A 598-nucleotide genomic window follows, 5' to 3' on the forward strand; every position below is an offset into this window, starting at 1 on the left:
CAGGAGGCCTGGTGTCCGTTCTCCTCGAGCAGCCCGCAAGCCTGGTCGCCTACCGCCCGAACAAGCCCACCGCGATGGTGGTCGTGGCCGACCCGCGTGTCCGATCCACCGTCACCCGTCATCTCTGGGCGCTCGGTGTGCGCGATGTCATCGAGGCCTCGTCCGTCGCGGAGGCTCGTCCCCGCATCGGCAACCCCCGCGACATCTGCGTCGCCGACGTCCACCTGCCCGACGGTTCGGGCCTCACCCTCCTGTCCGAGACCCGCGCCGCGGGCTGGCCCAACGGGCTGGCCCTCTCCGCCGCCGACGACATCGGCGCCGTCCGCAACGCCCTCGCGGGCGGGGTGAAGGGCTACGTCGTCACCGGCACCCGCACCAACGTCGGCCTCCCCAGCCGGCCCGGTGCCGCCCCCATCGGCGCGGCCGCCGCCCGCCTCCACCGCCGCCCCCCGGGTGCCCCGAGCCACCCGGGCGGCTACCGCGAGCTGTCCGGCCGCGAGGTCGAGGTCCTGCGGCTGGTCGCCGAGGGCCAGTCCAACAAGGCCATCGGCGTCTCGATGGGCCTGTCCGCGCTGACCGTCAAGAGCCACCTGGCCCG

The 598-nt window shown here is 74.9% G+C and carries 1 protein-coding gene; it reads left to right on the plus strand.

Annotated elements, in window-relative coordinates:
- Nucleotides 1-11 precede the first annotated feature (11 nt).
- The coding region (locus G6W55_RS38140; RefSeq protein WP_175525120.1) for a LuxR C-terminal-related transcriptional regulator at nucleotides 12-598 on the plus strand (587 nt) is incomplete at its 3' end.

Source organism: Streptomyces sp. CAI-85 (assembly GCF_013363615.1).
Classification (GTDB): domain Bacteria; phylum Actinomycetota; class Actinomycetes; order Streptomycetales; family Streptomycetaceae; genus Streptomyces; species Streptomyces antibioticus_B.